Origin of the sequence: Acidisarcina polymorpha, from assembly GCF_003330725.1 — a bacterium.
Classification (GTDB): Bacteria; Acidobacteriota; Terriglobia; order Terriglobales; family Acidobacteriaceae; genus Acidisarcina; species Acidisarcina polymorpha.
In genome coordinates this window covers 106,502-130,715 of record NZ_CP030840.1, presented here as the reverse complement: position 1 = coordinate 130,715, position 24,214 = coordinate 106,502, and the positions used below count along the sequence as shown (strand labels likewise).

Sequence of the window (24,214 nt, the reverse complement as noted above, 5' to 3'; positions counted from 1 at the left end):
CAGCTTGGCGATGGCGGGGGCACGTGGTTGAAGCTGAGGCGCAGACGATCGAATCGGTGGGTCCACTGGCCTCGGTCGGCGAATCCTGTGAGATCGTCGATGGTTCCGGATTGCGACACTTGGCAGAAGTGATTGGTTTTCACGGCGATCGGGTGCTGTCAATGCCGCTTCACACCTGCGACGGGATCCGCTTCGGAGATCCGGTGACAGCGCTCGGTACGACGCCTGAAATCGAGGTCGGGGAGGCTCTAGTCGGGCGCGTGCTTGACGGGTTAGGCCGACCGATCGACGGCGGCAGACGACCATCTCTCCATACCTTCATGCCTCTCGATGGTGTGGTGCCAAAGCCCCTCGAGCGGTTTCCAATTCGAACCCCCCTCGTCACCGGTATTCGAGCAATCGATGGACTCTTAGCGGTCGGCAGAGGGCAGCGAATCGGCATCTTTGGCGGCTCGGGAGTTGGAAAGAGCACTCTTATTGGAATGATGACCCGAAACAGCGAAGCAGACGTTATCGTCGTCGGCCTAGTGGGGGAGCGCGGTCGCGAAGTCCGAGAATTTCTCGATAACTCTTTAGGCGAGAAAGGAAGGCGCCGCTCCGTGGTGATCGTCTCGACCTCAGATCAGTCTCCACTCCTCAGGATGAGAGCGGCCCTCGGCGCAACCTGCATTGCAGAATACTTCGCGCGCCATGGCCGCAGCGTTCTGCTGGTCCTCGACTCGATCACCCGCTTTGCCATGGCGGCCCGAGAAGTAGGACTAGCAGCTGGCGAACCACCAACCGGAAAAGGGTATACGCCTTCGGTCTTCAGCCGGCTAGCAAGGCTGATCGAGCGTGCTGGACAATTTCAGCAAGGCAGCATTACCGCGTTTTACACGGTCTTGATGGAAGGAGACGATCAACAGGATCCGCTGGTCGATGCAGTGCGTGCGCTGCTGGATGGGCACGTTGTCCTTTCTCGAGCGATGGCTTCGGAGGGATGGTATCCGCCAATTCAGATCCTGGATTCGATTAGCCGTTTGATGCCCGCAGTTGCATCGGGTGAACATCGGCGACAAGCCGCGCTGGTGCGAAAGATGTTGGCTGTCTATGCGCGTTCTGAAGATCTGGTCAGAATTGGCGCGTACAAGCCGGGGGCGGATGCTGAACTCGACCGGGCCCTCCGGGTCCGACTGGAAGTTCGTCGTTTTCTCGAGCAGGATGTTAGCGAAGATGCAAGCGCGGCGCGCTCCCTGCAGCAACTGGCGGAACTGGCAAGCCGAATTTGAAGAACCATGCGCATATGTGCATGCAAGGGCGAGGTTGATCGTGATCAAGGCGCTTAAGCGAGTCTTGCGCGTCCGCGCTTTAGAGGAAGAACAATGCCGTCTGGAGCTCGATGAGGCCGCAACCTCTTTGAGGTTGCTAGAACAGGCATCGATCCAAGCGAAGCTTGATGGTCGTGAGAGCCGGGAACGTTCGTTCAAGAATCTGGAAGAGGCTGATGGGAGGCAGGAAGAGATCTCTGCTGGGTGCTCCTCTCAGCTTGGCCGATTGATCGAGGAAGCTTGCTGGCTACGCTCGACGGAACAGCGAAGATTGCTCGAGGCAAAGCGTGTTGGTCTGGAGTTACAGAGGGCGATGGTCGAGGAGCGGTTTCTGGTCAGACGCCGCGAACGTATGCAGGTCGAGACGTTAGTGAAGTCGGCCTTAGCTATCGAGCGCGCCCAACAAGACAGAGACCAACAGCGGCATCTGGATGACTGGTTCCAATCTCGACCTAAAGAGATCCTTCAAAAGGGTGGAGACAGGAAACGACGCTGACCCACGATGCAGAATCGATTAGCGAGTCTGAAGGTCCTCTAAGAAATTCGACGTCCATTCCGTATTCTGTTGGCCCATAACCTGCAATAGCCACTCATGAGGGACTGAAGCATGCAATTGTCAGCAGGGGCAGCGCTCGTTGGCCAGGCGGAGGGGTCTGCGGGTGTCGCAGTGGCCAAGCCGGGTTCCGGGCCATCGAAGGACGGCCTGCCGGGATTTGGCGCCACTTTTCTTGAGACTCTGCCGAGGACCCTCAATTCGCATAAGGCCCCAGATAAAGAAGGGCTCGCAACTGGGACCTCCAAGAAGACCGTACTCGCGGAGATCGCCCGCCAAGGGCAAGCTGAAAAGAAGCAGAAAGTAAATCAGGAAGAGCCATCCGTCTCAAATTCAAGCGCTGCCGAGTCCTCGCAGCTCGAAGGTCTGACTCAAGGAACGATATTACGACTAGTATCTCCGGCCAAGGATCCCAGCCGGGCAAGCGAAGCAGGTGACGAGGCTCTGCCTTCCCGCCGTAAGGAAGTCGGCCTCGGCGTCTCCGAAGGTTGCTCTTTAGGCCCGGCGAATAGCTCGGCAACGAACAGTCTCGGGGTGGAAGGGTTCGCTCGGACGAGAGCGGGGCTCCGTGATGCCCTGGGCGGACATTCAAACGACTTCTCTTCGTCCGCTGCCGCCTCTAGATCCGACGCGTCGAACAGAGTGCCTGTCCCATCGACCGGAAAAGATGCCGCCGCAGCAAGCACCATCGGTTCGAGCCCGGAAGATCCCTCCGGCCAACACCTTGAGGGTCTAGGAATGGTCTGGGCGGCACCGTTCAGTCGTTCTCCGATTGTGCCTGACCGGAGGACGAGTGGATCTGGTGCAGGAGCTGCTCATCAGCAAGCGACGGGTGGGTCGAGTCCAGCGGCAGGCCCTCCGGATGGGGTTCTCAATGAGTCAAACGAGCGACACGCTACGCTCTCCCCATCAGAGAGCACCGTCCCCCAGGGAGCCATTGCGGCTCGCAAACTCGCTGACCCTTCGATGCCAAGCCTCGAGGGTATGGTCAATTTGCTTCCGACCTCGTTCGAAGAGGAGTCGGGCGTTCCGCATCAAAGGGCACCGACCCCATCCATGGATGTAGACCCACCGCATCCGGACAGCGGACACCAATTGGCGGCAACACCCGAATCGAGAGCTAAAGTTTCCGAGCTATTTCCAGAGGGTCGTTCCGGTCAGAATGCTGGAGGTGGAGCAAGGCTCGAAGATCCAGTGACATCGCTGGGAGGAGAGGTCGTTCGACCTTCGATCGCCAACAACTCGGCCGCGGCGCTTCACCTGCAGAACTCTGCACCGGCTGGTCTTATGACAGGTCAGCGGGAAAGCGGGTCTAGCTTTGTATCTACGGCCTTCAACTCGCTTGGGGACACGTTCAGTCAGATTGACTTAGGGGAGGTCTCGACCACTCACCTTTGGCACGCAAATCCTCACCTTGTCGAGGTCGGCATGAATGATCCGGTCCATGGCTGGCTCGAGATAAGGGCGCAAGGAGCAGCCGGCCAGGTGACCGCGTCGCTGAGCGCCACCACGCCCGACGCCCATGCAGCCTTGCATGCGCAACTCTCGGGAATGGCAGATTATTTGGCCGAGCGTGAGCTGGGCGTACATAGCCTTGAGGTTCGGAACGTTTTGGCCAATGAAGGAGGCGGCCTGAACGGTAACAGTTCGGGAGCGCACTCGGAGCGGGGTCCGGGCCAGGGCGCGTCCGGAAACAACGATTCGCTCTCAGCGCCAGAGCTTGCTTCGGGGAGCCGATCTAGTCGTCGACCGGATAGCACTTCAAACGCGTCTCTAGACCTTCGCGAGTCTCTTTCGGCCAGCTCTGCTTTGGAGAGTACGGGCTCCTCTCGCTGGATCAACGTGCGCGTCTAGGCCCGAGTCGCGAAGTTCGTTTCTAGCAGCAGAAAACCGAGGGGAATCACGATGGATGTTATGCAAACGTTGTCCGACTTCAAACAAAACCTCCACAACCAGGCCCATCCTGTCATCAATCAGCAGACCCGGCCGCAACCGGCGTCGAGGGTCTCCGCTTCCGCGTCGTCGGCCAAGCCGGCTGCTGCCGCCAGTGGTAGTAATTCCGGCTCGGACTCGACGACCATCACCGCCAACGACTTTCTGCAACTCCTAGTGGCAGAGATGAAAAACCAGGACCCCACTTCCGACCAGGATCCAAATGCATATATCAATCAACTGGTGCAAGTTAACAGCCTGCAGCAACTGATCTCAATTAACCAGGACTTGACCCCGGCCAGTACCACCCCGAGTAGCCCCACGCCGGGCATCGCACCCGGGCCGCAACTCGGTTCAGCCGCCGGAAGCCAAGCTGCCTCGATCGCCAGTTCAATGGTCCCCACTCGACCGATCAAACTTCCTCTCCAAACTCGATCTCATCCGGGGCCAGGACCAATCCGGCTGACGCTCTCTCCTCGGATTCCGATCTTTCCGCTGCAAGGCTTCCGCAAGGAATCGGTGGAAAGCAAGTCGTCCCGCTGCTCCAGCAGAAGGCAGGGAAACAATCCTGGTAACCGAACCGCCGCACACAGAAGAACAGCCAGATATCCGGAGGAACCATGCCATCCTTTTCGATCCCTTTGACCGGTCTTGAGGCCGATTCGACGGCGCTCAACACGATCGCCAACAACCTTGCTAACTTGAATACCACCGCCTTCAAGGCGCAAAACGTAACCTTCAGCGATCTGTTTTATCAGCAGATCGGCACCGCAGGGTCGGGCGACCCGATCGAGGTAGGCGCAGGCACACAAGTCGCTTCGACTTCGACTGATTTCACTGTCGGCAGCACCACCTCGACCGGCAACGCCAGCAACGTGGCGCTCGAAGGTTCAGGATTTTTCGTCGTCCAGAACAACGGTGAAGTGGAATATACTCGCGACGGCACATTTAACGTCAACACGAATGGCTTTCTGGTCACTCAGTCCGGCCTGAGTGTGCTTGGTTATCCGTCGGTAAACGGAGTAGTGAAGACCGATGCCCCCTTGGCTCCGATCCAAGTGCCAGTGGGCCAGGTCGAGGCTCCCAAGCAAACCCAGAACCTTACCATCACTGCTAATCTCAATGCGAGCGCCGGCGCCGCGGCTTCAAATGGATTTACCTTTGCAGGCAATCTTAACTCGGCTACTACGGGTGGGACGATCGTCAATGAGCCGATTACTCTCTACGATTCCAACGGCCAGGTACAGACGTTCAACGCGGCATTAACCCCCAGTGGCACTGCAAATCAGTGGAACTATGCGTTGACGTTGAATGGCGTCGCAGCATCGGCGAACGGAACCGGGACTCTGACCTTCAATCCGGCAACCGGTGCGCTCACCAGCCCCTCGGCACCTTTGACCGGCATCACCTTTCCCGCAACCACTAACGGGGCGAACCCGCTGAACCTCGGTTGGGATCCATCCAGTCTGACCGAAACCGCTTCAGCGACCGCGCTTACTGGGGCGGCACAGTTAGGTGGCGCTTCGGCAAATACGACCTCGGTCCCGGTCCCGGTGCAGATTTACGACTCGCTCGGGGAACCGCATAACGCGACCGTCACGTTTACCAAAGACCTTACTGGTATTAATCAGTGGAAATATTCAGTGACGCTGCCCCCTTCGGATGCCGGAGGCGCAGTCAGCGCTAACGCCAGCGGAACCCTAAATTTTAGTAGCAGCGGCGTCCTGTCGAAGATCAACGGGGTCGCCGCCGGGCCGGCGACCTCAACGCTTCCGCTGACTTTTGCCGGCCTCGCCGACGGTGCCGCCAACCTTAGCTTCAACTGGAATCTTTACGGTGCGAGCGGGCAGCCAACCATCACTCAAGTCGCCAGCGCCTCGGGAAGTTCGGCAACCAATCAGGACGGCTATGCCGGCGGTGAATACACGGGATATACGATCGACGGCAACGGAGTGATTTCCGCTCAGTTCTCGAATTCGCAAACCACTGCAATCGGGCAACTGGGAGTGGCTTCCATTACCAACGAACAGGGCTTGACCCGGCTTGGCGATAACAACTACGAAACCACGCTGGCATCCGGAGAGGCGAGTACCGGGGTGGCCAACTCCGGGGGCCGCGGTGCAATTCACGATTCCGCTCTTGAGGCGTCGAATGTAGATATCTCAACCGAGTTCGCCGACCTCATCGTGGCCCAGCGAGCCTTTGAAGCAAACTCGAAAGCGGTGACCACCTTCGATACCGTCGCCCAGGAGACCATTAACCTGATTCACTAAGCCTCAACTCTTAGGCATCGGGATCTCTTAGCCGCCAACCTCGCGCGTTCCAGCCTAGCCGTTAAAACCAAGTTGCCTTCGGACGGTTCCAGTGGTATCGGAACCGTCCGATGTCTTTCACGAAATACTCAGACTGCACGTGACATGAGATTCCTCTCACCCTTCCGTCCCAGTTCGGGCCCCTTATCTGCACATAACCCTATCGACAGCAGCGTGAGTTTTGATAGCAGGAAAGTGAAGGGTGAGCATACATGATGACCGAACGAGCGACAGCGGAAGATAAGGCGGCGGGGGAGGAGGCTGGTATTGCCGGTGTCGCCTTGTTGCGGCCAACCGGCAGCCATGCGTCCGATCCGCCCTTTGATGGAAGATTGCAATTGGCGCGGATCTCGGGACTTCCCGTTCAACTGGATGTCCGCGTTCCGCTTCCCAATTTCCGGGTAGGCGACCTGATGGCCCTCGCTCCGGGGAGAGTTGTTCCGTCGGCCTGGCCGAGTACCGACGATGTTCCTCTTACTTGCGGCGACGTTCACCTCGTCTGGACCGAGTTCGAGGTTGTCGACCAGACCTTGGCGGTCAGAGTCACGAGGCTGGTATGAGCAGGAACGATTCCTCGGACTTCGGAACCATGCCTCTCCAAGCAGCAGGCGAGTGGGCAGCGAACCTCAAGCGAAAGTGTTGGCCGATTTGGGCGATGCTAATGGGGAGGCTCAGTGGACGGCAAGCCGAGCAATCGCAGCCCTTGTCAATCTCTGCCCGCTTAAATCTGGGAGCAAAGAAATCCCTGCTCGTGGTTGGCTGCGGAGAACACCGCTTTTTGGTGGCCGACAGTCCGGAGTCAATCTCGGCAATGATCGAAATTGGCTCTTGGCAGCAGGCGTTGACGGGCGATCGGGGTGGCCGCCCGTTCATCCGGACCGCGCAACCGAACCGGGTGACGACCCGCCGACTTCGGTCGCGAAGAAGGCGCTTGCCCCTGGCCGTCGGTCCAGCATTGCCTTCGCTCAATGATCGGATGGCGCTATGACGTTGCTGATATTGTTCCTAGCTCCGGCCGCAAAGCTGTCTTCCTTTTCCGGCCTTGAGTCCCATATCAGTGGCAACAATGCCGTGCCGTGGAATATTGTTTTCACTCTAACTCTGTTGACGATTCTGCCGGCACTGGTGCTTTCGATGACCCCAATGGTGCGGCTGCTGGTGGTCTTCCACTTTCTTCGTCAAGCGCTCGGGACCCAGACTGCCCCCAGCAATCAGACGCTGATCGGATTAGGCCTGTTCATGACCTGGTTCCTCATGCAGCCCGTCCTGACGGCTGTTGACCAGCAGGCAGTCGAGCCATATCGATTAGGGCAAATCACGGGGTTGAGTGCGATTGAAAAAGGAATGGAGCCGCCCCGCCTGTACATGCTTCATTACGCGCGGGAGAAGGACCTTGAGCTATTTGCGTCGGCTTCGCTTGGAGTTCGTCCGGCGAAGCCGGAAGACCTGCCATTGCGAGTCGTGGTGCCGGCTTACATGTTGTCTGAACTGAAGGCCGGTTTCCAGATTGGCGCGGTGCTCTTTCTCCCCTTCCTGCTGGTCGACCTGGTGGTGGCCTCTATCACCACTTCGATCGGCATGTTCCAGTTGCCGCCAGTGGTGGTCTCGACGCCGCTCAAGATCCTATTGTTTGTAATGGTGGATGGCTGGAACTTGCTGGCCGGCTCGCTGCTCAAGAGTTTTTGACCGGACAGCTAGCTGGCTGCCGGTGACATACGCGAAGGAGCGAGACCTTGTCGACCGATCAAGTAGCAGAGTTAATGCGCCAATTGCTGCGTGAGGCAATGATCTTGGGTGGGCCGGTATTGCTTGCCGCGAGCGTAACGAGTTTCTTGTTGAGCCTGGTTCAGACGCTGACTTCCCTCCAAGAACAAACGCTGACGACAGTTCCCCGGCTTTTGATAGTGGTCGCACTCATGCTGATCGGGATGCCCTGGTTCCTGGGGCGGCTGGTCACCTACACGGTGCGGCTGTTCTGCGACTTTCACCGTTTTCTTGGTTGAGACCGGGCGAATAGAAAACCCGCTTTCATCCATAGGTTAGATGTCAAGAATCGAGAAGGAAAGCGGGATGGATAGCCTGATACCGAACGCGAGCCTCGATTGGTCGAGTTATCTCATTGCGATGGTTCTGGTAGCAGTGCGGTTGAGTGGATTGCTGGTGTTTGCTCCGATCTTCTCTTCTCTGGCGATTGCCATGCGAGTGAAGGCGATCTTCCTGCTGGCCTTATCAGTATTGCTGGCGCCGGTGGTCGCCGCGTTTCCAAGGGCCCATCTCGAGCTCGGGCTCGGATCGATTGCGGGTGAATTAACCGTTGGCTTGCTATTCGGCTTTTTGTTGTCCATGGTGCAGGAGATGTTGTCGTTTGCTGGCCAGGTGTTGGGTTTTCAGTTCAGCTTTTCGCTCGTCAATCTGCTTGATCCGAACTCATCCGTCCAGACGCCGCTCTTGGGACAATTCTTTACCTTGATCGGCACACTAGTGCTGATCGCAGCCGGGCTGGATCGAGTGCTGGTAGCGGCATTAATTCGAAGCTTTGTGGATGCGCCGCTCGGTGGAGTCTGGCTGGGTGCGCATACCGGACTGGCTGTAGTGGGGATGGCGGGGGGAATCTTTGCCTCGGCCTTGCAAATGGCTGCGCCAGCATTGTCGGCAACCATGTTGATCGAGGTCACGATTGCGCTATTGGGGAAGATCTCCCCTCAGCTGCCGGTTCTGGCGATTACCGTTCCTCTCAAGACGATTGCGGGCTACGTAGTGCTGATCGGATCCTTGGCATTGTGGCCACGGTTCATCGAGGCCCGCTTTTCCGGATTGCTCGATGCGGCCATGAAATTACTGCGGGAAGGCCTTACGAGGCCGTAGGGGAGAGGCGAGGCAATCGATGGCCGGAGAACGCACGGAACAGGCCAGCCCGCGAAGGCGGCAGAAGGCTCGGGAGCAGGGTGATAGCCCTCATAGCCGTGAGCTTTTGGCGGCCTCCGTGACCTTAGCAGGCAGCTTGACGCTCGGCGCCATAGCTCCGGCCTGGCTGACCGGTTGGATGTCCGCTTTTCAGCGGTTAATGGGGATGGCCGAGACGCCAGCGTGGCGTGGCAAGGGAGGGATTGCCGCGGTTCTCGAATTACGCGGGGCTTCGGTCGCCGTGATGCTGCCCGTGATTTCGGTGATGTTGGCCTGTGTCGGTGCGGCGCTTACCGCTGGGATCATACAGGGCGGCGGTGTTCGATTCTTTGCTCCTGTTCTGCAGCCGAAATGGACGCGCCTGGATCCGATCGCCAACCTGAAGAATTTGTTCTCTCTTCGAAGTGGCGCCCGGCTCTTCAAGACCTTACTACCCGTCGCGGTACTGAGTGTGCTCGCGTGGGGACAGTTGATGCATCAGGCAGAGTTTCCGGTCTTCAGCGTGGCCCGGATGCCCGAGGTCATGGGTGGGGCTTATGCACTTCTGGTCAACGCTGCATGGATCCTCTGCGTCTGGTCCGCGGTCGACTTTTGATCGAATATCGGAGCTGGTCGCAACGGCTGCGAATGAGCAAGCAAGAGTTGCGGGACGAATATAAGGAATCGGAGGGCAATCCCCAAATCCGAGGACGTATCCGCAATCTGCAAAGACAGATGCGTGCGCGCATGATCCGGTCCGATGTCGCCAAAGCGTCGGTGGTCATCACCAATCCGACTCACTATGCGGTCGCGCTGACCTTCGATTTTGCCACCATGGACGCACCCCGGGTTCTAGTGAAGGGAAGAAATTTGGTTGCCGAACAGATCAAGACGGAGGCCCGATGGGCGGGTATTCCCATCGTCGAGAACCCTCCGTTGGCACGTTCACTCTATCGCTCCGTAGAGGCAGGACAAGCGATTCCATTTGAACTCTTCGCTGCTGTGGCTGGCATTCTCGCTTATCTTTACCGCCAGAAAGTCGAGGACCGGGCGCGCCAACAAGTGCTCCGCCGAGCGACTCCGCCTCCGTGGCCCTTTTCGCCAGTGAGCGGTAAACCGGATGTAAAGGAACCCGGAACGAGCTAGGCCAAGCGCAGTTAGAGGAAGCTTCCAATGGTCTGACTCCAGCTGCCGCTTGCTTTCTGCGCACCGTACGATCGGAAAAAGCTCCCAGAGTTGATGCGACACCGTTCTAAAGGAGACCTAATGAGCACTGTCGCACTACCCGCTGCCGCATCCACCCCCACCCTCTCTCGTCCGGCTACGCCGGCAGCCAACCCACCGGAGACTTCGGCCGCGCTCAACGATGTGACTTCCGGGCTATCCACCCCAGCCGCCAGGTCTACGGTTTTCGGCAGTTGGCCGCAGCGGCTGTTGAAGTCGAGCCGGGACTTGGTGCTTCCCATTGCCGCCATTAGTGTGGTTTTTGTCATGCTGGTCCCCATGCCGGCGGTACTGCTTGATGTGCTGCTGGCGCTTTCGATGGCGGCGGCGGTGTTGGTGTTTCTCTCGGCCGTCCAGGTGAGACGAGCAGTGGATTTTTCCGTATTCCCAACACTGCTGCTCCTGCTGACGCTTTTCCGACTCTCGTTGAACATCGCCTCGAGTCGCAGAATTCTACTCCATGGAGGAGAAGGAACGGCAGCCGCAGGCAGTGTCATCGAGGCATTTGGACAGTTCGTGGTGGGCGGAAACTATGTGGCATGAGCATGTTTATAGCAAGCTGGTTGAAGGTGGCCGCCGAAGTTCTTGAGGCGGAATTTTCACAGAGCTTCAATCTATTACCGGGCGCTGCGATTCCCCCTGGCGCGTCGACCATGACTTTGATGGTCGATTTAGCAGGTGACTGGAGTGGGACGTTCACCGTCACCGCTGACGAGACCGCACTGGCGACACTGTTCGCGCAACTCGAAAAGAAGGATGGTTCGGAGACCCGGCGCGAGCCTCTGAACCCGGAGGAAGTGCGGGAGGAGTGGCAGCGCATCTTCCGGAAGACTTGCGTCGAAGCCGCGGCTGCTTTCGGCCGATCGACAGGTAAGGCTTGCGAAGTGGCGATGATTTCCCCCGAATCGGTACCAGTTGGCAGCGAAGGCATGGGATATCAATTGCGAGCCGGTAAGGCAAAGGTGGCGCTGGTTGTTGCTGATCTGGTTGCGGCTGAGCCCGCCCGAGTTGAACCGCCACCAGCTTTTGCAGCAAGTTCCTTTCAGCCGCTTTCCGCTGTTCCCGAAGCAAACGCGTCTCCCCGCGGGACGGAAGTAGTTGGTCCACGCGATGAAATGCCAGGCATCGACCTGCTGCGCGATGTCGAGCTCGAAGCCTCGTTGCGCTTCGGATCAAGAGAGATGGCGCTGAGCGATCTCCTGGCGCTCGGACCGGGAGACGTGATCCAGTTGAATCGAGCCATCTCCGACGCCGTAGATCTGATCATTGGCGACAAGATTGTCGCGCGCGGGGAGGTAGTCTTGGTCAATGGCAACTTTGGTCTGCAGGTCACTGAAGTGGCAGAGCCTCGAAAGAGTTTGGAGAGCATCCGATGCCTGTTCTAGACGGGATTTCACTCGGGGGAAGTTTGGCGAGGCTAGAGAAAGACCACGCGCGGTCCGTAGACACGCGCGATCCAGCTGATGCTTTCACCCGCCGTTGGAGGTTCACCAGTTCACGCCTTCCTACCTGCTCGAATGCTGCCTGCTCAAGCGGCTGGCTGCGTCTTTGGCGGGGACGCCAAGTCCCAGTCTTCGAGGGTGGCTGGGTATGCGGTCCGCAATGCTCCAAGCTCGTGGTAGGCAACGCCATCGCCCGCGAGCTTAAGGGGTGGGATCAGGCCGTCAATGTCCACTGCCATCGCATACCCTTGGGGCTGGTGCTGCTTTCCCAAGGAGCGATTACCCGGGATCAGTTGCGGGGCGCGCTGGCGCGACAGAGGACCTGCGGAGGCAGGATCGGCGCCGTGCTGCAGCTCGATCAAGAGGTCACCGAGAGAATGATCACCCGAGCCCTCGGCGCCCAGTGGGGGTGCCCGGTGCTTACTCTGGAGGACTATTCGCCCGATCTTATGGCGACATTCTCCCCCCGACTGCTCCTCGACGCCTTCGGCTTCCTTCCGCTTCGCGTGGCCGGTTCGGCGCTCCTTTACCTCGGCTTCGAGGACAGAATTGACCGCAGCGTGAGTTTTGCACTGGAGCGGATGACGGGCCTGCGTGTAGCCGCCGGTGTCGTGGACGGGCGAGCATTCGCGGCCGCTCACCGTCGCATTCTCGAGTCAGCCTTTCCTCCAGCGCGGTTGGTCGAAGCCGCCGGGATGAACGCTCTGATCGGGACCTTTACTCGAATCCTGGAGGAGACCAAGCCGATTGACGCCAGGATCGTGAGGATGCATGACTACTTCTGGATGCGAATGTGGAAGCGGACGGACGGGAGCCTGAAGCGGGCAGGCTGCCTAGCTCCGATTGAGGACGTGCTGGGTTCGTTGGCCGAGACGGGCCTCTGAGCGTTGCCGGCTATAGTGGCCTCGGTTGCGGGAGGGTACCTGTGACCGGGCCACTCGGGGCGGACAGGTATGAAGATCACATGTCACTCGTTTTCGTGAGCAAGCACTCTAGCCGCCGCTTAGGGTGCCGATAAAGTAGCCAGATCGCCCCAAGGTTACTTCCTTGTCTTAGACAATGAGAGACCTAGGCGGTGCGGCAGAGCGATTGGCGTCGCCGCTATCTCTGAATGAGGGTGCAACAGATGCGCGAGATAAAGGCACTTATCGTAGACGACTCGTCAGTCATGCGTAAAATCGTTGAGCGCGCGTTGCGCCAGGCAGGCGTACAACTGAGCACGGTGCTTGAAGCTTCAAGCGGCACCGAGGGGCTGGAGGTGCTGCGCCGGGAAAAGGTGCAGCTGATCTTGTCCGACATTAACATGCCGATGATGGATGGCCTCGAGTTCCTTCGCGCTTTGCGTGGTCAAAAGTTGGCTGAAGGCGTACCGGTGGTGATGATCACTACCGAGAGCAGCGAGGAGCATGTGCGTCAAGCAATCATGGCCGGAGCACAAGGTTACCTAAGGAAACCATTTACCGCCGACCAGGTGAAGGAACGCGTATTGCCATTAGTCGAGTAGGATCGATTGCCAGGATCGGAAGGTCCGCGCCTCATCCGGGTTGTTGGCAGCCCGGCCACTCTAGAAGGTACACATCGCTTCATCCGGATAACTAAAACTATGCTGAACCAAAATACACGCGACAAGCAGTCGGCACAAAACGAATTTCTCGACCTCTCGGTTGCCGAGGTCTTTCAGTTAATGATGGACGTCTCTTGTGTCCCAGTCCTTGCCTCAGCGATATCGCCCCCGTCCGACACCGAGACGACGGAAGGAGTTACCGCGATCATCGGTCTAGCCGGGAAGTTAAGCGGAGCTTGCGTCCTGCGAATGCCGGAGACGGTCGCGCTGAAGCTGGCTGAGTTGATGGTAGGAACACCCATGACCCACTTTGATCGAACGGTAAAAGACGCTCTCGGGGAGGTTTGCAATATGCTTGCCGGAACGTGGAAGGGTAAGCAGGCGGAGTTTGCCGCGACCTGCATGCTTTCCGTCCCGGCCGTCATCTCTGGTTCGGACTACGAATTTCACCTTCCGAGGCCGGCATTTCACACCCAGCGAACGTATTGCTTTGTTGGTCAACTGTTTACTTTTTCTATAGATTGTCAGGGGCTTTAAGGTTGGTCGCGAACGCAAGCATACCATGCCCATAGTGTCGATCGCAGAATTCGGTGACGGGCGGTTCTTTCCTCGGGAGCCGATTGGGGCCCTATACTTCCTTAAAAAGTGCTCTAATAAAGCGAACGCCAACTCCCGCGAAGGGCAGCGTGTGAATCTTCCCAATTCCATTACGTTGAGCCGCATTCTCAGTGTGCCTGTGCTCATCTGGCTGCTCTCTCCATCATTTCCACTTCATGATGCTTCGTTCGGCCAGCAGGAGATTATTGCCTCGCTCGTGTTCATCACCGCTTCGATCACCGATGGGGTGGATGGATATCTAGCGCGGCGTCGCGGGCAGATTACCACGATTGGGATGCTGCTGGATCCGTTGGCCGACAAGTTGATGATCAGCGCGGCGTTCATTTGCCTGGTGAGCTATAACCCCCACGTGATGAAGCCTTGGATCGCGGTCCTGGTGATCGGGCGGGAGTTCCTGGTGAGCGGGTTGAGGTCCATCGCCAGCTCTGAGGGATTTACCATTGAGGCGAGCAACCTCGGCAAGCTGAAGACGGTCATCCAGATTGTGTCCGTGGTGGCGACGATCCTGGCGCATCGCTGGTATGAGTGGCATTTCGGCTGGTTTACGTTGTGGGTGTATCCAACGGCGATCACCGCGATCTACTTCATGGTGGTAGTCTCGATCATCTCGGCGGTGGATTATTTTGTCGGATTCTGGCGGAAAATCGACCACGCCTCAACCGTGTCACGCGTAAAGGTCGGGAGCGTGTTGAGCCGCAAGAAGAATATTTCGCCTGCGAGTTGAGCCGCCCGTTACCGTTTGTGTCTCAGGGTTTCGATGTTCCGCCCTCGCGGGAATGACCATCAACGGTATGTCCGTGGAGCATCTGCTCGCTCTCTATCGATGGATCAAGTCTTAGTCTTCTCGCACGAATCCTGGTTGAGAGCTTTTCCGGGCAAATTTTGCTGCACTCCGTTGTTCATTTCTGAACAGACTTCCTGTGTTCCCGGACACGGTTTTTAGCACGAGGTCCTCTCTCCTGCTTTCTTTCTACAATTTACCGTCGCCTCATGATGGTGGTTGACGTGCACATCTCGACCGCGGGAGTACTTCATCATGTTGTTGCAAGATCTGCGCTTTGCCTTCCGCCAGCTGAAGAAGAATCCGGGCTTTGGGTTGACGGCGGTTTTGATGCTGGCGCTTGGGCTTGGCGCCAGTGTGGCGATCTTTGCCTTTGTCGACGCTGCGCTGATCGAGCCGCTGCCGTACGCGGATCCGAACCGGTTGGTGGAAGTGGCGGAGAGTGCCACACTGTTCCCGCGATCCAACATCTCCTACCCCGATTACCTCGACTGGAAGCGGATGAACACCGTGTTCAGCTCCCTCGATGCTTATCACCAGACCCATTATCTGCTGCGTATGGCTGGCCAAACGGAGTCGGTTCCGGCAGGCCGGGTCAGCGATGGTTTCTTTCGAACGCTCGGGATTGTCCCGATCCTTGGCCGGGATTTCTTCGCCGGCGAAGACCGCCCGACTGCGGCCGAGGCGGTCCTTCTCAGCTACTGGACCTGGCAGAGGCGGTTCAAAGGAAGGAGGGATGTGATCGGCGAAACGGTTTCGCTGAGCGGGATGCCGGCCACGATCATCGGCGTGTTGCCAGAGAACTTCCAATTTGCACCCCTCGGCAGTCCCGAGGTCTGGGCCTCTCTGCAGCCAACTGCCGAATGCGAGAAGAAGAGAAGCTGCCATGACTTGTACGGCGTGGCTCGGCTGAAAGACGGCGTCGCGATCACCTCCGCTCTGGCCGAGATGAAGTCCATTGCCAGCCAATTAGAACGACAGTATCCCGACTCCAATCGCGGCCAGGGAGCGAGCGTAGTTCCGTTGTACGAGGCTATCGTTGGCGATATCCGGCCTATCTTGTTAGCGCTGCTCGGCGGAGCGGGGCTGCTATTGTTGATCGCCTGCGTGAACGTGTCGAGCCTCCTGCTGGCGCGGTCGGAGAGCCGTCGGCGCGAGATCGCGGTTCGCGGGGCCTTGGGTGCCTCGGCGTCCCGGCTGGCACGCCAGTTCGTGACGGAAGGGCTGGTCTTGGTCGGATTTGCTAGCCTGTTGGGAATTGCCGCCGCTCAAGGCGCGATTGCGACGTTATTGCGCCTCGTCTCCAAAGACATGATGAACGAGATGCCCTACCTGGCCGGAGTGGCATTAAACGGACGCGTGGCTGTCTTTACCGTGGGGGTTTCCCTTCTAGCCGCTGTGCTGTTTTCCTTGACTCCGATTCTGCGCGTGTCCGCTACCGGGATGGGCGCTGAGATGCGCAGCGGCCTGGCCGAAGGCGGCCGCGGTTCTTCAGGAGCAGTATGGAGGCGTTTTGGCGCGAATTTGGTGGTGCTGGAATTGGCCATCGCCATGGTGCTCTTGGCTGGTGCGGGGTTGCTGGGAAAAAGCTTCTACCGGCTACTGCATGTGGACGTCAACTTCCAGCCGGATCATCTGGCGGTCGTCGAAGTTCAACTGCCGCAGGCCGACTATGCGAAGGACGAAGCGCGAATCCGGGTTCATCGGGAGATTTTGCGCCAGATCGCGAGGCTGCCCGGAGTGAAATCGGCGGGAACCACAACAGTCTTGCCAGTCAGTTTCAACGGGAATACTGACTGGATACGCTTCGAAGGGAAGCCCTATAACGGCATTCACAACGAGGTAAATGAGCGCGACGTAAGCGCATATTACTTCTCGACCCTACAAGCGAAACTGCTGCGCGGGCGCTACTTTACCGATGGCGAAGATGCGTCCAAGCCGCCGGTGGTCATTATCAATCGGGCGCTGGCCGAGAGGTATTTTCCCGGCGAAGATCCAATCGGCAAGCGGATCGGCGACATCCGGTTGTCGCCCGCCTCGATGAAGACGGTGATCGGGATCGTGGACAATATCAAGGAAGGTGCTTTAGATGAAACGATCTGGCCAGCGGAGTACCACCCGTTCAATCAGGATTCGGCTCCTTATTTCGATGTTGTAGCCCGAACTTCACAGGACGCTGCATCGGTGCTCCCCGAGATGGACGCGGTTACCCGCAAGGTGGATCCAGCGATCGGCACGATCGACGAGGCCACGATGATCGAGCACATCAACCAATCCCAGACGGCGTACCTGCATCGTTCCTCGGCGTGGCTTGTCGGAGGATTTGCGATTCTAGCACTGCTGCTGGGCGTTGTAGGGCTGTACGGGGTGATTGCCTATTCGGTGAGTCAGCGGACGCGGGAGATCGGGGTACGGATGGCGTTGGGAGCGCAGCGGGCTTCGGTTTACCGGATGATTTTGACCGAAGCGTTTCACGTGACGTTCTTTGGCATCGTCGCTGGGTTAATTTGTTCAATGGGAGCGGCGACGCTGATGCGAAGCCTCTTATTTGGGGTTCGTGCCTGGGACATCTCGACTCTGGCGGTGGTCGCAGGTGTGCTGGGAGTCTCCGCGATGCTGGCGAGTTATCTTCCGGCGCGACGGGCTGCTTCAGTGAATCCGGTCGAAGCTCTGCGGGCAGAGTAAAAACCAAGTCTCCCCGAGCTGACTGTATTTGCTCCTTGTCTTCAAGCCAAAGCGACTGGTTTCGCGCAGAATGCTCTCCGCCGAGCGCCAATCGGCGACACTTTCGATTTGAAGACGGGGACAATCCCGTGTACACCATTGTGGACGTGGTCGGCGGCGTTGCCAAACGCCCGGGTACGAGCGAGACGCACCGCTCTCGACTAAGCCGGTTTTTTACACTCCGGTGATGGAGACGCCGCCAGGCTGCTCAACGTGGCTCCCCTGTAGCTTCAGCCGAATGGGATATTGCGAACGAGCAGGCCGATTGAAGGACCCACCGCGTCCATGCGAAAGGCGGTTGTCGATCCCCTTGTTGCCGTTTTCGGGTCTTACTCGATGAACCAGCTCCTAGCGCAGCAGCTTCAACAACAGCGAATCGAGGTGATGCTCCTAGCGACGTTGGCCGGGGTGGCTCTATTTCCGTCCTCGATTGGGATCGATGCGCTGATCTTAAATCTGGTGGTGCAGGGGGCAGGAGATCGGAATTCGCATAGCGTTGGGCTCGACAGTCCGCCAGGCAATAGTCGAGGCGGTTCTCTGGGGTTCCTCGCCACCGACGGAGGCGGGCTCGCGGGGCTCGCGCCTTCGCTGATTGCGCTACGTGTGCTCTCAAGCGAAATCCATAAATCAAGACATACGGCGTGTTGCGTTCGCTGCGGTGCCAGTGTTGCTGGCCTCCATCGCCGATGCTGTATGTGCCGACGCTTCGTCTCAGCCGGATCGGCCCGGCTGAGACACTGTGGTGTGAGTAAGCAATGCCACCTGCCGCGCTGCAGCAGGTTTCTGGCACGAATTGTTGATTCCCATCCTTGACGGCGCAGAAGGCGTCAAGAATGGGAACCAGGATCCGGAAGCAGGGAGTCTATGCGGGTATGGCGGTTCTGCTGGGGGTGTGCTGCGCTGGCACGCGAGACTGGCGGTGAACAAAGTGGTACGGCGGCCACGGCCCGGAGAGTTGCATGCGGCAGTCTTTCAGTTGAACAGCCGCAGTGGAGTAACGGTTTTGATAGCGCTCGATGCATTTGTGATCGATCAGATGAGCGATGTCCAGCATCATCTTGCCGGTACCGTCGCGCTTGCAGGAGACTTCTTCGTCGAGCGGCGCGAACATGCGGTGCATCTGCACGGAGACCGCGCGAGCGCGGGTCTGTCGTTCCCGCTGCTGAGTGGCGTTTTCGCGAAGGCTGGTGAGGTATTCCTTGCCCACTCGATTCATGAGGATGGGCTTGTCCTGTTCGCGGCAGCAATCGTCGACGACGACTTTAAGGTGCATCTCGGCTTTGCCGCGCAGACGGTCGAGATTGGTTAAAAACTGGCGCTGATTGGACCGGACCGACCGGCGCAAGGCTTCGTCATCAGAAAAGACAGTACCGAAACGGAAGGGAAGCACAGTGGACATCTTGAAGCAGTCGGCAATGACCTTGGCGTGATCGACTGCAGACTTTTGAACGAGGGGTTCATCGGGATTGTGTTCGCTGACGATTACGGCTAAATCGCTGGCCGGATAGAGGAAGACTTGATTTCCCGAGATGCCCGTCACGGCGTCGAGCGGTACTGGTTTGCGGTGACGGAGGAGATCAGGGAAGGCCTGTTTTTCGCTTATGCAATAGGCATACCACGCCATAGACAGTCACTCCACACAATGACCCTGGGGTCAAGGTTTCTTGAGAGGTTCGATGATTCGGGGAACGACTTCATACGCTGGAAGCTTTACTGGAATGTTTGCAGCAGGTGCTTCGATTACAGGGCAAATCCTAGACTCGCAACGAGACGATTGGCAATGGGAATTGTTACCCAAAATGGGAACGGTCGCAAAAATCAAGCAACATTGATTTCACCAGACCAACTGTTTATTCGATAATGTGAAGGTTTGTTAACAAGATAGTAAACTTCGTTTCCAAACTTTTTGAATGTTAGGGAGAGATCGCAAGCGAACTTTTGCTTTCGCTTCGGGGTGCGCCCAGGACTATTGCTCTCTCGGCAAAATTGGAAGGTAGCCGGAGAGACTACCTTCCTCGATCCACGCTCGCTTCCCCAACTTCATATCTTTGCGGGGCCAATCAATCAAAATCCCATGACGTTGTATCCGGCATCCACATAGTGGACTTCTCCGGTGACCGCAGTGCTGAGGTCGGATGCCAGATAGAGGGCGGCGCCCCCAACCTCGGCCTGTTCTACATTACGGCCTAGCGGAGCCCGGTCGGCGTGGGCCTTCAACATCTCGCTCAGGTTGCCGATTCCCCGAGCGGCAAGGGTCTTAATCGGGCCGGCGGAGATCGCGTTCACCCGGATGTTCTTTCTGCCGAGATCTGCGGCCAGATAACGGACAGTTGCCTCTAGAGCGGCTTTGGCGACGCCCATGACGTTGTATCGCGGGAAGACTTTCTCCGCTCCGTAGTAGGTGAGGGTGATAATGCTGCCACCCTCAGTCATGAGCGGGGCGGCGCCGCGGCTCAACGCGATCAGCGAATAGACGCTGACATCGTGGGCAATGCGGAAGCCTTCGCGGCTGGTCAGCACGAAGTCATTCTTCATCTCATCGGCGGGGGCAAAGCCAATGCTGTGGACGAGCACGTGCAACTTGCCATAGCGCTCCTTCAGCTCGGCGAAGACGCGGTCAATGTCGGCATCGGCAGAGACATCGCACTGGAATAACTGGGCCCCCGGAAGTTCGGCGACAAGATCCTCTGCGTCGGCGCGAAGGCGTTCGTTCTGGTAGCTGATGGCGAGATTGACGCCGGCGGCATGAAGCTTCTGGGCGATGGCCCAGGCAATACTACGCTTGTTCGCGAGACCAAAAACTACTGCAGTGCGGCCTTCCAGGTTGAGCATGTGCAACTCCTTCGATCTTCCCAGCAGTGCGCCTCTTCTTTGAGGAGCAGAAACGTGGGTTCAAGCGAGTCTGGCATCACTTTCGTGACTCTAGTACTCGACGGCGAACCATCAGAATATCAGCCCCCAAGGTCGACGAGTTCTACGTCGGAAATCGGTTGGTTCAGGAAGCGGGTCCCTAACTGGCGGAATTTGACTACTGAATCGGTGGCATAAAACCTTGTGGCCGGAGAACGGATACCTGCGGCTGGACGGTTTGAGAAAGAAGCGTTGAGTTGACGTTCGACTTCCCTGGCCGTTGCTTCGGCAGAGTCGATGACTGCGGCGGGATGACCCGGCCAGAGTTCGCGAACGCCTGCTTCAAAGACTTCGCGCAGCAGCGGGTAATGAGTACAGCCGAGAACCAGCGTATCGGGGACGAGGCTGGCGTTGGACGCCTGTCGATGCAGTTCGGATAAATAGATGCGGGTGACTTCGGCCGTGACGGGATGGTCGATCCATCCTTCTTCAACCAGGGGAACCAGCAGAGGGCAGGCCTTCTCGATGCTGCGGAGCCCATGCGATTCACAGGCGGCGGAGTAAGCGTGGCTCTCGACGGTTGCGGAAGTGGCGATAACCAGGGTGTCCCGGGTTTGGCTTATGGCAGCCGCGGCGGCCGCTCCGGGTGTAATGACGCCAACCACCGGAACGGCATACGGAGCGGCTGTCAGGCCGATTTCGTCCAGTGCTAAGGCGCTGGCCGTGTTGCAAGCGATGACTAGAAACTCACAGCCCTGATCAATGAGGAACTGGGAACTGGAGACAGCGTACCGGGCAATCGTGGCCTGAGACTTCGACCCATAGGGCAGACGAGCGGTGTCGCCTAGATAAAAGTATTCGGCATCGGGAATGCGGGGAAGGAGGGCGCGGAGGACTGTCAGTCCGCCAACCCCAGAATCGAAGACTCCGATTTTCATTCTTCGATCTTAGCTTCATGATCAAGGGCGCTTCATGTTCACGGGCGGGTTTCGGCTGGTGCAGCCAGGTAGGTGCGAGTCAGATCGGCATGGCCGGCGAGTGTCTCGCGGGATTGTCCGTCGACGAGGAAGCGAACTTCATCAACGGCGGGGAAGTTCTCGTGAAGCGTACCGATGATTGAGAGCAAGGTGAGGCTCTCGACTGCGATTCCTGAAGGATGGTTCTCGGCGAAGGCGCTCGTGAGGTCCACCACAGCGGTTTGTTGACGGGAGCGGGTGGTGTTCGCACCGTCACCCTGGTTGTCGATCTGAGGATTGGGATCGGGCATAAAGAAAACTGCAGTGATTCCTGGGCCGGGAACCAGTGGATGCTGCGATTCGGGGGAGGCATAATCCGACACCAGCTGGCGAAGCAGGACACGGGCGCGCGCCCCAGTTTCCTGAGGAAGAGCGAGGCTGCGGGTGACCGGAGCAAGGGAGCCATCCAGGTCGTTTGCCTCGAGCAGCGTGATACTCTCCGTGGCGGCAGGGACGGGCTCTGTCAGGGGTAGGCTTGCCGGATTCCCGTTCGCGTCGAAGGCATGACTGGTGAGTCGATCGGCGGCTTGTTCTCGCAGTCGGATCAGGACAACGGCCATCACTACCGAGGCGGCAAGCAGGCACCAAAACAGAATTTTCAGCGAACGAGGGATCATGGCTGCTGCTTCCAGTCGGTACTCCATTCAAGCAGAGCGGCGGAGAGTGCATCGAGAATGCGCTGCCGGTAAGCAGGATCGGAGAGAGCGAGCGCCTTGTTGGCCGGCGACGCCGCCAGCGGAGCGATCTCGATGGCAATTGCGGGGCAGGTAAGATTGTCAAGCGGTTGGATCGAGGCGCTCCCTAAAGTGACCGGAATTGCTGCCTGACCCAGTGCGGAGTTTATCTCAGAAGAGAGCCTGAGACTGCGGGTAATCCACGCTGCTTGGGCACTCTGCCACGGAAGCATCACTGGCCCGGTTGTTGGCGTTGTGGGGGCGAGCGACGAGGTAAAGAGGTGAACTCCACTGCCGGTCGATGTCGCATGCAGGACCAGGCAGGCGGCCGCCAATGCATGATTGGCAATGCCGGCACGTTGCGCGGAGGATACGTCGATATCAGATTCGCGGATAGTCAGGACGGTGATCCCTCGAGCGCTGAGAGCGGAGCGCAAGCGTGCTGATAAGGCCAGGGTAATGTCCTTCTCGATCTCCCCATTGGCGATACGAGCGCCATCGTCGGATCCGCCATGGGCGGCATCGATTGCGACCACAAACGACGGCTGTACTGACGCCATGGCCGGCGGTGGAGGCAAGGCAGGCAAGCTAGGCCTGATGGCAGCGGGCGGGGCAGCCGAAGGTGGAGCAGGCGGGGCCGGAACCGACGGTTGCTGAGAACCCGGCAAAGTATCGGCGGTTAGCAGGAAGAACAAGGAAGACGCTAGCGCACGACGGGCAAGCCGCAGCCGGAGTCCCCGCTCAGTCCAAAGCATAGATGGCCAGACCGCTTAGCAGTTTGGGGTAGAAGTCGGTCGATTTCTGTGGCATCACATCGCCGGCGAAGGCGACCTCCCGCAGTTGATCGAGAGTCACAGGATTGACGAGAAACGCTAGATCCGCTTGACCCGTGGCAATCTCTTCCAGAGCTTCGGCCGGCTCGCGATGGTAATGCACATTCCGCTGCTCACGGATAGCTTCCGGAGTGATGCCTAGAAGCTTCTCCAGCACGAGGGTATGGAGGCGGACTATATCCAGCTGCCGTTGCCGGTCAGGTATGGACTTCAATGCATCTACGGCTGCATCCGTTTTCAGTGTGAACAGATACCGCCCTTCAGCCGTGGCTACGATAAAGGCGGTACGACTCGCTCGAGCGGGGGCAAGTCGAGCGAGAAGTCCTTCGGGATCGGTTGCCGTCAGGCTTTCAATATCGAAAAACGTTTCAGCACGTTCCAGAAACCGGACAGTGGAAAAGTCCTTCAAACCGAATACCACACGATGGGTCGGGAGGATGACCAGTCCAGGCGAGTCAATGTTGATGAAGGTCATCATGACCGCCGCTTCGGGATAGGGAGGTTGTGGCATTGCATGGGAGTTCCGCTCCGTGCTTGACGGCGGTTCAGGTACCCGCTCACGGGAATATTCGAGGGCGGTCTCGTAGCGATGATGACCATCGGCGATGATTAGCTTTTTGTCCTCCATTGCGGCGGAAAGAAGATTAATTGTCGCAGGATCGCTTATCCGTGAGATGCGGTGCAACACCCCGAACTCATCGACCACTTCGAGGTCAGCCGAGGCTTCGGCATCGTTACCGAAGAGAAGGCGGTCCACAGTTTGTGCAGGGTCTGAGTAAAGCATGAAGATCTGGCCGAAATGGGCGCGGGTGGCGCGGAGCAGACTGAGGCGGTCTGATATCGGCTTGGCCAGGGTCTGCTCATGGCGGAAGACGATACCCTCTCGATAGTCGGAGAGCTCTCCGAGCGCGATAAAACCCCGCCGCTCTAGGATTGCATCCCGCGAGTCCGGAGTCAAAGCGGAAGCGACCGCGAAACGCTGGGAGTAGGCGAAAATGCAGGGATCCTTTTCACGGTACAGGATGCCCTGGGCGCGCCACTCGGCAAAATCCCGCGCAGAGCGGGAGTACACGTCAGCGGCGGCTCGGCTGTCGATCGCCAGCGGCTGGTCGAAGAGTTCAGGCAGGCCCAGAATAATGCGCACCAGGTTATACGGGCTGCGCTGGTAATAGGCTTGCTGCATCGACGGACTGATTTTGTCGTAGGGCTGAGTTACGACATCTTCAATGCGAACCCGCGAAGGATTGTAGCGAAGTGCACGGAAAGGATAGATGCGGGCCATGCTGGGAACTCGAGCTCCAAGACCGGGATCGGCTTCGACCGGTTGATTTGCTGTGCGGCTTCTCTGTCGGGATTGTAAATCAAGCATCAAGGCTATCCGGACCGCTCAGCCAAGCGTCGAAGAGGAAAGAGGACTGTTTTTCGCTGCAGGAAGGTTGCCTCATTTTGGTATCGCAAGCCGGGTGTCGGAGCCGCATCAAAGTGTAGGAAGCCTAGGGTT

Annotated in this window: 25 protein-coding genes; 19 read left to right on the top strand and 6 right to left on the bottom strand. The window is 58.3% G+C overall.

Features of this window, described 5'->3' with window-relative positions:
• Positions 1-23: 23 nt before the first annotated feature.
• The 19 genes from ACPOL_RS00665 (at position 24) to ACPOL_RS00575 (ending at position 17,301) form a co-directional block, all read left to right on the top strand.
• Positions 24-1,268: a FliI/YscN family ATPase gene (locus tag ACPOL_RS00665; protein ID WP_338026736.1), complete on the top strand. Its 1,245-nt coding sequence runs from the start codon at positions 24-26 to the stop codon at positions 1,266-1,268.
• A gap of 40 nt (positions 1,269-1,308) precedes the next feature.
• Complete coding sequence (locus ACPOL_RS00660) at positions 1,309-1,803, top strand: hypothetical protein (RefSeq protein WP_150132854.1); 495 nt, start codon at positions 1,309-1,311, stop codon at positions 1,801-1,803.
• Positions 1,804-1,914: 111 nt separating this feature from the next.
• Positions 1,915-3,714, top strand: a complete 1,800-nt coding sequence (locus ACPOL_RS00655) for a hypothetical protein (protein WP_114205344.1) — start codon at positions 1,915-1,917, stop codon at positions 3,712-3,714.
• A 60-nt stretch (positions 3,715-3,774) separates the two neighbouring features.
• Positions 3,775-4,437 (top strand): flagellar hook assembly protein FlgD, encoded by a 663-nt coding sequence (locus ACPOL_RS00650; protein ID WP_114210530.1) that lies wholly within the window; start codon positions 3,775-3,777, stop codon positions 4,435-4,437.
• A complete protein-coding gene (locus ACPOL_RS00645) occupies positions 4,413-6,065 on the top strand; it encodes a flagellar hook protein FlgE (RefSeq protein WP_114205343.1) in 1,653 nt (550 codons plus the stop codon). Before ACPOL_RS00650 ends, ACPOL_RS00645 begins: the two co-directional genes overlap by 25 nt.
• 251 nt (positions 6,066-6,316) lie before the next feature.
• A complete protein-coding gene (locus ACPOL_RS00640; RefSeq protein WP_114205342.1) occupies positions 6,317-6,664 on the top strand; it encodes a FliM/FliN family flagellar motor C-terminal domain-containing protein in 348 nt (115 codons plus the stop codon).
• Positions 6,661-7,092: a flagellar biosynthetic protein FliO gene (locus ACPOL_RS00635; protein WP_114205341.1), complete on the top strand. Its 432-nt coding sequence runs from the start codon at positions 6,661-6,663 to the stop codon at positions 7,090-7,092. Before ACPOL_RS00640 ends, ACPOL_RS00635 begins: the two co-directional genes overlap by 4 nt.
• Positions 7,089-7,790, top strand: coding sequence for a flagellar type III secretion system pore protein FliP (gene fliP, locus ACPOL_RS00630; RefSeq protein WP_114205340.1), 702 nt, complete (start codon positions 7,089-7,091; stop codon positions 7,788-7,790). Before ACPOL_RS00635 ends, fliP begins: the two co-directional genes overlap by 4 nt.
• A 47-nt stretch (positions 7,791-7,837) precedes the next feature.
• Entirely contained in the window at positions 7,838-8,107 is a 270-nt protein-coding gene (locus ACPOL_RS00625; protein WP_114205339.1) for a flagellar biosynthetic protein FliQ, read from the top strand.
• A gap of 67 nt (positions 8,108-8,174) precedes the next feature.
• Positions 8,175-8,969: a flagellar biosynthetic protein FliR gene (locus ACPOL_RS00620; protein ID WP_114205338.1), complete on the top strand. Its 795-nt coding sequence runs from the start codon at positions 8,175-8,177 to the stop codon at positions 8,967-8,969.
• A gap of 19 nt (positions 8,970-8,988) precedes the next feature.
• A complete protein-coding gene (locus ACPOL_RS35375; RefSeq protein ID WP_114205337.1) occupies positions 8,989-9,603 on the top strand; it encodes an EscU/YscU/HrcU family type III secretion system export apparatus switch protein in 615 nt (204 codons plus the stop codon).
• Between the two features lie 32 nt (positions 9,604-9,635).
• Positions 9,636-10,133, top strand: coding sequence for an EscU/YscU/HrcU family type III secretion system export apparatus switch protein (locus tag ACPOL_RS35370; RefSeq protein ID WP_161557111.1), 498 nt, complete (start codon positions 9,636-9,638; stop codon positions 10,131-10,133).
• 120 nt (positions 10,134-10,253) lie between these two features.
• On the top strand, positions 10,254-10,754 hold the full coding sequence (locus ACPOL_RS00605; RefSeq protein ID WP_338026735.1) for an FHIPEP family type III secretion protein: 501 nt from the start codon (positions 10,254-10,256) through the stop codon (positions 10,752-10,754).
• On the top strand, positions 10,751-11,596 hold the full coding sequence (locus ACPOL_RS35660) for a FliM/FliN family flagellar motor switch protein (protein WP_338026734.1): 846 nt from the start codon (positions 10,751-10,753) through the stop codon (positions 11,594-11,596). Before ACPOL_RS00605 ends, ACPOL_RS35660 begins: the two co-directional genes overlap by 4 nt.
• Complete coding sequence (locus ACPOL_RS00595; protein WP_114205335.1) at positions 11,584-12,537, top strand: cyclic di-GMP-binding domain-containing protein, MshE-related; 954 nt, start codon at positions 11,584-11,586, stop codon at positions 12,535-12,537. The genes ACPOL_RS35660 and ACPOL_RS00595 overlap by 13 nt, the downstream gene beginning before the upstream one ends.
• Positions 12,538-12,779: 242 nt before the next feature.
• Positions 12,780-13,157 carry a response regulator gene (locus tag ACPOL_RS00590; RefSeq protein ID WP_114205334.1) on the top strand — a complete coding sequence of 126 codons (378 nt, stop codon included), beginning with the start codon at positions 12,780-12,782 and terminating at the stop codon, positions 13,155-13,157.
• Between the two features lie 99 nt (positions 13,158-13,256).
• Positions 13,257-13,754, top strand: coding sequence for a chemotaxis protein CheX (locus ACPOL_RS00585; RefSeq protein ID WP_114205333.1), 498 nt, complete (start codon positions 13,257-13,259; stop codon positions 13,752-13,754).
• Between the two features lie 151 nt (positions 13,755-13,905).
• Positions 13,906-14,559 (top strand): CDP-diacylglycerol--glycerol-3-phosphate 3-phosphatidyltransferase, encoded by a 654-nt coding sequence (gene pgsA, locus ACPOL_RS00580; protein WP_114210528.1) that lies wholly within the window; start codon positions 13,906-13,908, stop codon positions 14,557-14,559.
• A gap of 312 nt (positions 14,560-14,871) precedes the next feature.
• Complete coding sequence (locus tag ACPOL_RS00575; protein ID WP_114205332.1) at positions 14,872-17,301, top strand: ABC transporter permease; 2,430 nt, start codon at positions 14,872-14,874, stop codon at positions 17,299-17,301.
• A 901-nt stretch (positions 17,302-18,202) separates the two neighbouring features.
• Here the strand turns inward: ACPOL_RS00575 and ACPOL_RS00570 are convergent.
• The 6 genes from ACPOL_RS00570 to ACPOL_RS00545 form a co-directional block, all read right to left on the bottom strand.
• The gene (locus ACPOL_RS00570; RefSeq protein ID WP_114205331.1) at positions 18,203-18,964 is read right to left on the bottom strand and encodes a GvpL/GvpF family gas vesicle protein; all 762 of its coding nucleotides are present in this window, start codon (positions 18,962-18,964) and stop codon (positions 18,203-18,205) included.
• 440 nt (positions 18,965-19,404) lie between these two features.
• The gene (locus tag ACPOL_RS00565; protein WP_114205330.1) at positions 19,405-20,172 is read right to left on the bottom strand and encodes an enoyl-ACP reductase FabI; all 768 of its coding nucleotides are present in this window, start codon (positions 20,170-20,172) and stop codon (positions 19,405-19,407) included.
• A gap of 119 nt (positions 20,173-20,291) precedes the next feature.
• Positions 20,292-21,128, bottom strand: coding sequence for a glutamate racemase (gene murI, locus ACPOL_RS00560; protein WP_114205329.1), 837 nt, complete (start codon positions 21,126-21,128; stop codon positions 20,292-20,294).
• 38 nt (positions 21,129-21,166) lie between these two features.
• The gene (locus ACPOL_RS00555) at positions 21,167-21,823 is read right to left on the bottom strand and encodes a GerMN domain-containing protein (RefSeq protein WP_114205328.1); all 657 of its coding nucleotides are present in this window, start codon (positions 21,821-21,823) and stop codon (positions 21,167-21,169) included.
• Positions 21,820-22,440: an N-acetylmuramoyl-L-alanine amidase family protein gene (locus tag ACPOL_RS00550; protein WP_161557110.1), complete on the bottom strand. Its 621-nt coding sequence runs from the start codon at positions 22,438-22,440 to the stop codon at positions 21,820-21,822. Before ACPOL_RS00550 ends, ACPOL_RS00555 begins: the two co-directional genes overlap by 4 nt.
• Positions 22,441-22,621: 181 nt before the next feature.
• Positions 22,622-24,082 (bottom strand): DUF1015 domain-containing protein, encoded by a 1,461-nt coding sequence (locus tag ACPOL_RS00545; protein ID WP_338026733.1) that lies wholly within the window; start codon positions 24,080-24,082, stop codon positions 22,622-22,624.
• Positions 24,083-24,214: the final 132 nt, after the last annotated feature.

Excerpts from the sequence above, each read along its gene's own strand:
- ACPOL_RS00655 (WP_114205344.1), top strand. The coding sequence starts at position 1,915 with ATGCAATTGTCAGCAGGGGCAGCGCTCGTTGGCCAGGCGGAGGGGTCT.
- ACPOL_RS00650 (WP_114210530.1), top strand. The coding sequence starts at position 3,775 with ATGCAAACGTTGTCCGACTTCAAACAAAACCTCCACAACCAGGCCCAT.
- ACPOL_RS00645 (WP_114205343.1), top strand. The coding sequence starts at position 4,413 with ATGCCATCCTTTTCGATCCCTTTGACCGGTCTTGAGGCCGATTCGACG.
- ACPOL_RS00640 (WP_114205342.1), top strand. The coding sequence starts at position 6,317 with ATGATGACCGAACGAGCGACAGCGGAAGATAAGGCGGCGGGGGAGGAG.
- ACPOL_RS00635 (WP_114205341.1), top strand. The coding sequence starts at position 6,661 with ATGAGCAGGAACGATTCCTCGGACTTCGGAACCATGCCTCTCCAAGCA.
- fliP (WP_114205340.1), top strand. The coding sequence starts at position 7,089 with ATGACGTTGCTGATATTGTTCCTAGCTCCGGCCGCAAAGCTGTCTTCC.
- ACPOL_RS00620 (WP_114205338.1), top strand. The coding sequence starts at position 8,175 with ATGGATAGCCTGATACCGAACGCGAGCCTCGATTGGTCGAGTTATCTC.
- ACPOL_RS35375 (WP_114205337.1), top strand. The coding sequence starts at position 8,989 with ATGGCCGGAGAACGCACGGAACAGGCCAGCCCGCGAAGGCGGCAGAAG.
- ACPOL_RS35370 (WP_161557111.1), top strand. The coding sequence starts at position 9,636 with ATGAGCAAGCAAGAGTTGCGGGACGAATATAAGGAATCGGAGGGCAAT.
- ACPOL_RS00605 (WP_338026735.1), top strand. The coding sequence starts at position 10,254 with ATGAGCACTGTCGCACTACCCGCTGCCGCATCCACCCCCACCCTCTCT.
- ACPOL_RS35660 (WP_338026734.1), top strand. The coding sequence starts at position 10,751 with ATGAGCATGTTTATAGCAAGCTGGTTGAAGGTGGCCGCCGAAGTTCTT.
- ACPOL_RS00595 (WP_114205335.1), top strand. The coding sequence starts at position 11,584 with ATGCCTGTTCTAGACGGGATTTCACTCGGGGGAAGTTTGGCGAGGCTA.
- ACPOL_RS00590 (WP_114205334.1), top strand. The coding sequence starts at position 12,780 with ATGCGCGAGATAAAGGCACTTATCGTAGACGACTCGTCAGTCATGCGT.
- ACPOL_RS00585 (WP_114205333.1), top strand. The coding sequence starts at position 13,257 with ATGCTGAACCAAAATACACGCGACAAGCAGTCGGCACAAAACGAATTT.
- ACPOL_RS00575 (WP_114205332.1), top strand. The coding sequence starts at position 14,872 with ATGTTGTTGCAAGATCTGCGCTTTGCCTTCCGCCAGCTGAAGAAGAAT.
- ACPOL_RS00570 (WP_114205331.1), bottom strand. The coding sequence starts at position 18,964 with ATGGCGTGGTATGCCTATTGCATAAGCGAAAAACAGGCCTTCCCTGAT.
- ACPOL_RS00565 (WP_114205330.1), bottom strand. The coding sequence starts at position 20,172 with ATGCTCAACCTGGAAGGCCGCACTGCAGTAGTTTTTGGTCTCGCGAAC.
- murI (WP_114205329.1), bottom strand. The coding sequence starts at position 21,128 with ATGAAAATCGGAGTCTTCGATTCTGGGGTTGGCGGACTGACAGTCCTC.
- ACPOL_RS00555 (WP_114205328.1), bottom strand. The coding sequence starts at position 21,823 with ATGATCCCTCGTTCGCTGAAAATTCTGTTTTGGTGCCTGCTTGCCGCC.
- ACPOL_RS00550 (WP_161557110.1), bottom strand. The coding sequence starts at position 22,440 with ATGGCGTCAGTACAGCCGTCGTTTGTGGTCGCAATCGATGCCGCCCAT.
- ACPOL_RS00545 (WP_338026733.1), bottom strand. The coding sequence starts at position 24,082 with ATGCTTGATTTACAATCCCGACAGAGAAGCCGCACAGCAAATCAACCG.